The sequence below is a fragment of the Neisseria sp. P0021.S006 genome (genome assembly GCF_051956895.1).
The window spans coordinates 1-438 of record NZ_JBQCWZ010001285.1; the positions used below are offsets into that span (position 1 = coordinate 1).

The window sequence follows — 438 nt, forward strand, 5'->3', positions numbered from 1 at the left end:
ACACTTGATTACCCTCGGCGGTATGATGGGCGGCGTGATGATGGTGTGGCTGACCGCCGGACTGTGGCACAGCGGCTTTACCAAACTCGACTACCCGAAACTCTGCCGCATTGCCATCCCCCTACTCTTTATGGCCGCCATCTCGCGCGCTTTCTTGATGAACGTGAACCCGATATTTTTCATTACCGTTCCTGCGATTCTGACCATCGCCGTGTTCGTACTGTATCTTTTCACGTTTGTACCGATATTTCGGGAAAATGCGTTTACGGATGATCCGGAATGAAACAAAAGGCCGTCTGAAACTTTCAGACGGCCTTTTGTTTTAAATAAATGCTTTATTTGTTGGCGTTCAAATAAAGATTAATCAGGCGTGTAGTGGAGCTGTCGTGTTTTTGCACTTCAGTCTCGCCGGTCAATTCGGCAAGAATGGTTTTGGCC

General features: G+C 48.4%; 1 protein-coding gene. It reads left to right on the forward strand.

Going from position 1 to position 438, the window contains the following annotated elements:
* Positions 1 to 283, forward strand: a 283-nt coding sequence (locus ACTHUM_RS19905) for an NnrS family protein (protein WP_440403993.1), incomplete at its 5' end; no start/stop codon positions are given.
* Positions 284 to 438 lie beyond the last annotated feature (155 nt).